At 53.7% G+C, this 4447-nt stretch carries 7 protein-coding genes; 5 read left to right on the forward strand and 2 right to left on the reverse strand.

Annotated features, from left to right (window positions below; translation table 11 throughout):
- The coding region (locus PHF15_RS16545) for a transglycosylase SLT domain-containing protein (protein WP_300122929.1) at positions 1-467 on the forward strand (467 nt) is incomplete at its 5' end.
- Here the strand turns inward: PHF15_RS16545 and PHF15_RS16550 are convergent.
- Both PHF15_RS16550 and PHF15_RS16555 read right to left on the reverse strand, forming a co-directional pair.
- Positions 397-951: a hypothetical protein gene (locus PHF15_RS16550; protein WP_300122931.1), complete on the reverse strand. Its 555-nt coding sequence runs from the start codon at positions 949-951 to the stop codon at positions 397-399. The two genes, PHF15_RS16545 and PHF15_RS16550, sit on opposite strands and share 71 nt — an antisense overlap.
- A 34-nt stretch (positions 952-985) precedes the next feature.
- Positions 986-1339, reverse strand: a complete 354-nt coding sequence (locus PHF15_RS16555) for a hypothetical protein (protein ID WP_300122934.1) — start codon at positions 1337-1339, stop codon at positions 986-988.
- A gap of 221 nt (positions 1340-1560) precedes the next feature.
- Between PHF15_RS16555 and trbB the strand changes: the two genes are divergently transcribed.
- From trbB to trfA, 4 genes are all read left to right on the forward strand, one after another.
- Positions 1561-2526, forward strand: a complete 966-nt coding sequence (gene trbB, locus PHF15_RS16560) for a P-type conjugative transfer ATPase TrbB (RefSeq protein WP_300122936.1) — start codon at positions 1561-1563, stop codon at positions 2524-2526.
- A 12-nt stretch (positions 2527-2538) separates the two neighbouring features.
- Complete coding sequence (locus PHF15_RS16565; protein ID WP_300122938.1) at positions 2539-3015, forward strand: hypothetical protein; 477 nt, start codon at positions 2539-2541, stop codon at positions 3013-3015.
- Positions 3016-3108: 93 nt separating this feature from the next.
- The gene (locus PHF15_RS17060) at positions 3109-3420 is read left to right on the forward strand and encodes a helix-turn-helix domain-containing protein (protein ID WP_366520625.1); all 312 of its coding nucleotides are present in this window, start codon (positions 3109-3111) and stop codon (positions 3418-3420) included.
- The gene (gene trfA, locus PHF15_RS16570; RefSeq protein ID WP_300122940.1) at positions 3420-4301 is read left to right on the forward strand and encodes a plasmid replication initiator TrfA; all 882 of its coding nucleotides are present in this window, start codon (positions 3420-3422) and stop codon (positions 4299-4301) included. Before PHF15_RS17060 ends, trfA begins: the two co-directional genes overlap by 1 nt.
- Positions 4302-4447 lie beyond the last annotated feature (146 nt).

Here is a 4447-nt window from a genome sequence, read left to right on the forward strand (position 1 = left end):
CAATGGCCTTTGCGTCCAAAGCTGCGGCCGTGGCCGCTGCGGTGGCGGCTGTCGGCCGTGGCGAAAGTGTTGATATGGGCTTGGCGCAAATCAATAGCAAAAATTTGCCCGCGCTGGGGCTGACTGTCGAACAGGTGTTCGACCCCTGCACCAACATTGCAGCAGGTGCGAAGATTCTGGCTGCGGGTTATGCAAGAGCCGACTCGCTCGGCGGCGCTCTGAGCATGTACAACACAGGCCAGTCTGATTCAAAGATCGGGGCCACCTACGCCCAAAAGGTGTTTAGACTAGCCGGGGTACAGGTGCCAGCGATACCTGGTGGACATCTGGCAAAACTTCCTGAAGTGTCTTCTTTTGCACCCAACCCCGCCGCCATGGCGGCCGTGCGGCTGACGGTTAGGCCGTCGCCGTTTGCTGCCGGACTTTCGCCCGTACAGGCGGCTCTCCAGCCCGCAAGTTGGCGTTGAAGCGCTTTTGGGCACTGGCGACGATCTGCTTTTTGAGTTGGGACAAAACAGCCCGGCCATTTGCACCCGTGAAACCGAAGGCTTCCCCCAGGTCGCTACCGGCCAAATTGTTCAGTTCATCAATTTGGTCCAGCTCATTGCTAAACACCTGTTCAAATTGCAGCCGCTTGTCGAGCTGATCGGCTTTTTCATCTGGCGATTCGTACTCGTCATGAGTGTCGATCTCACAGGCCTCGTCGTCATCGCCAGCGCTTCCTAGTCGCCTGCCGCTGCCACCCAGGCTCTCCAGGTTGTTGCCCCTGATCTTGTGCTTCAGCAACTCAAAGAGCGCGCCTTCATGGCCAGGTAGAAAGATGTCGAGGTTTTTGTTTTCTGACTGCCTGGTGAGATAAAAAATAATGATTTCCTGCTCGATATCCTGTGCATCCTCGCGCAGTTTGAACGCCCATTTCTTTGACAGGGATTTGAAGTGTTTAATATCCATCGAGCACCACCTTTACGGATTGATGAAGTGGTCATCAGGCAGGCAACATTTGCAAGCTATTTGCCTTGATTAGTTTCTCGATCTGTCTTCTCAATGAATCTGGCAACTCAGCAAATTCTGTCAAGCGTTTGAACCCGGCCACCATCGCCTTGAGTGCCGCCTGAAGTGCCTTGACAGTAATTTTCCAGGTACGGGCTTGACCAAATTTCTGCCAGGTTCGGCTGAGCAGGAAAGCTTTTTGAAGTAATTTTTGACAGGCTTGATATTTCTTGACTGCTGCTACAAAAGCAGTGTCGCTGTTGCAAACCGTCTTCAAGGTTTGAAGGCTTTTCAGTTCATCCGAATTGGCCGTTTGAATGATGTTGTGGGCGACTTCCGATACCTTCATTTTGATCCCTTGGAAATGTGTTGATTTCTGTAAATGTACAGAGTGGCCACAATTTCACAAGCAGAATAAATACCCCAAAATAAGGCAAGTGTCGGGCCAATAATTGGCCAATTGACAGCCAGTATTCGACGGCAATACCCCTTCAGTGCTGTCGGATTCTCGGGTTAGCCCGCATCTGAAAATGGATCTGCTTTGTGCTTGCGGATGGGCTGTATGCCGGCATGAGCACACACCAGAACACGTCCAGCCATGAGTTCCGCCGCAGGTCGGACGATGCACTGCGGCGCGCCCTCGGGGCTGACATCCTGGTAGCCCTGGCTGATGATCGGGTGGTGGAGATCATGCTCAACCCGTCGGGTGACCTCTGGACCGATTCCCACACCGGCGGGATGCAATGCATTGGCAAGATTGACCGTGTGCGAGCCATGGCGATTGTTGCCACGGTGGCAGCCATGCTGGGTGCCACCGTCACAACTGACAACCCGATTCTGGAATGCGAACTGCCATTGGATGGTTCGCGTTTTGAAGCCCTGATTCCGCCGGTTGTACCGGCGCCAACTTTTGCCCTCAGAAAAAAGGCAGCATTGATTTTTAGTCTTGCTGACTACGTCAGCACAGGAGTGATGACTGAGCTGCAAGCCACATTGATTAAAACGGCGGTTGCGGACAGAAAAAATATCCTGATTGCAGGTGGCACTGGCTCTGGCAAAACGACCTTAGCCAACGCCGTTTTGAATGAAATATCCAACATTACCCCGGATCACCGGATCGTCATCATCGAAGACGTGCTGGAACTGCAATGCAGTGTCAAAAACACGGTATTTTTAAGAACGTCTGCCAATATTGACCAGGTCAGTTTATTGCGAGCAACGCTTCGATTAAGACCAGACCGGATTGTTGTGGGCGAAGTCAGGGACAAGTCGGCTCTGGCGCTGCTCAAGGCCTGGAATACAGGACACCCTGGCGGCATTGGTACCGTCCATGCCAATTCCACCGGCGCCGCCTTGGTCCGAATCGGACAGTTAATTCAGGAAGCGGGCGTGCCTGCAGCACCTGAATTAATCAGCGAGGCGGTCAATATGGTGATATCCATCCGCAGAAATTCCACCAGCCGAATTATTGATGAAGTGGCCGAAGTTACCAATTGGTCGAGCGCGATTGGTTTCGAGCTGAGACGACTTGGATGAGACAGAAACTTCATGCGCGACCTTACGATATTCAATCACCGTCATGACAAGCTCATCAACACCATTTTTATTCAAAGAACCTACGGCAAGTTAATGTTGGCCCTTGAGTTGCTGCTTGTCTGCGCCATGCAATTCGACATTGTTGCCGGCAATTTTTATGGTCAAGCTGCATGTCTTGTGATTGGCATGGTGTTTGTCAAATTGGCACACGTGGCAACACAATCAGGAATCGGTAAGGCGGCTCAAATAGAGTATGTAATCAAACAAAAAAACAGGGCCAGGGATGCACATCAACAAAATATTTTCAGGATACTGCGGCGCGCTGCAATCGCAAGGGTTGTGGCGCAATCATCGGTTCTTTGGTCTGCCATAAAAGCAATCGTTGCAGCTGAACTGCGCGTGCGCTCCATTGTCAAATCGGTCCTGTGCACGGTGACCGATACGCTCACCCCAAAACTTTTTCCGTGCCCGCCAATCGCCTGCGCGTAAGCGTCGGCGGGTTATCGATCCCGTCCGCTGGCTGCGTGGGCGCGCAAAACCTCCAAGAATCTCGTTGGGATCAACTTTTAATAGTTGATCAGAATGCAAAGTTTGGAACTTCTGACTGCTGCCGAGGTTGCGGTCATTCTCAAGATCAGTGAAGCATCCATTTGGAATTGGCAATACGGGCGCAAAACGCCGCCAGTCGGCTTCCCTCCCCCTGTCAAAATTGGCGCCTCGGTACGGTGGCGCTCATCGGACATCCAGGAATTTATCAAGGGTTTGCCACACACGACCACCGGCTGCATCCCAGTGCCCGGACTGGTACAGGCAACGCCACCCACGGTCGTGCTGACCACGCCGGTACGTGGCCGTGGTCGGCCTCGCAAGAATCAGAGTGGCGCGTCGGGTTGATGCGCCAAAAAAGGACCTTTGAAGAAAACCTGACGCTTGCCAAAGCGCGGGGGCAACCGGCAGAGGCACTTCAACCCGTTGGCGCGAATAGACCTTTGGATGTGCAACTGCCACTGTGGGCAGAGGTCTGCCGGGGTGTTCCCAACAGCGTCCTGCGATCGGCACTTTTTGGCGTGGTACGACGCGGCCCCAGGTCTTTTCAGCAGCGTGTGCAAAAAGCCAGCGTCGAGGGTGTCAAGATCATTCACACCGGGCCGCAACTGGATCAGGCTGATTTGGACGTCTGGGAACAAGCGCTGCAGTTGGCCAGAACTGGCGGGCTGGGGTGCAGGATTCAGTTCACGGCATCACAATTCTTGAAGTGCATTGGACGTGGAAACGGTAAAAGCCAGCATGAGTGGCTGAAAGGCGCGTTTGCGCGCTTGGCGGCCAGCGTGGTGGAAATCAAGGATGGTCACCGGGCCTATTTCGGAGCAATCCTGAGCCACGGCGGCAGGGACGATCAGAGTGGGCGTTACGTGATTGAGATGAATCCGAAACTCATCGAGCTCTATGGCCTGGACGGCTGGTCAAGCGTGGAGTTTGGCCAGCGCATGGCCCTGAAAAAGCGGCCTCTCGCCCAGTGGTTGCATGGGTATTACAGCTCCCATGCCAAGCCCTTCCCAGTCAAAGTTGAAACCTTGCACCGGCTGTGCGGCAGTCAAAATTCCAGCCTCAAAGGGTTCAAACAGGACCTGAAATCAGCCCTGGAAAAGCTGGAAGAAGTCACCAACTGGACCTGGAAGATCGATGCGTTGGATCTGGTGCACCTGTCAAAACTACCAACTGCAAGTCAATCAAGGCACCTGCTGAAGCGTGGTCGATTTCGCGGACTGCCCTGAGCCCGAGCGTCAAATCAAGGTAAGCGCCCGGTGAACCCATCTTGACCACAGCACAGCATCTGTGGCCTGGAATCAAAGAGTTTGAACTTGGGGCTGCCAGCGGTGCGGCAACAACTCATGAATCTGACTGGCCCGCTGCGTTGGCA

Source organism: Rhodoferax sp., assembly GCF_028689295.1.
Taxonomy (GTDB): Bacteria; Pseudomonadota; Gammaproteobacteria; order Burkholderiales; family Burkholderiaceae_C; genus Rhodoferax.